At 30.4% G+C, this 418-nt stretch carries 1 protein-coding gene; it reads left to right on the forward strand.

The window, feature by feature from the left end:
* Nucleotides 1-66 precede the first annotated feature (66 nt).
* Nucleotides 67-418 (forward strand): DUF47 domain-containing protein (locus V7150_RS21450; RefSeq protein ID WP_335522329.1); only part of this gene is annotated, 352 nt, incomplete at its 3' end.

Genomic DNA, 418 nt, shown 5'->3' on the forward strand with positions numbered 1-418 from the left:
ACATTTTTCAAGTAAAATGATTAAGTTAAAGAAACAACTTACGAACGAAAAATTGGAGGTAATCAAATGGCTTTCAAAAAAAATGACAAATTTTCAATATTACTTTGCAACATTTCCGCTAACCTTAAAGAAAGTGCAAATTTCTTTACCGAATACAAATTAAAAAATGTTAGTGATTTGAAAATTTTCTCAGAGAAAATGAAGGATTTGGAAACTAAAGGAGATTCATTTGTTCATGAAGTTATTAAAGAATTAAATGATGCATTTATTACTCCGATTGAACGTGAAGACATTCTTCAACTTGCTATGAGCATGGACGATGTGCTTGATGGTCTTGAAGGATCTGCTGCACTTTTCGAAATGTATTCAATGACGCAAGCAGATGAATTTATGTTGAAATTTGTAGAAGCAATTCAAG

The sequence above is a fragment of the Neobacillus drentensis genome, assembly GCF_036965245.1.
Taxonomy (GTDB): Bacteria; Bacillota; Bacilli; order Bacillales; family Cytobacillaceae; genus Neobacillus; species Neobacillus drentensis_G.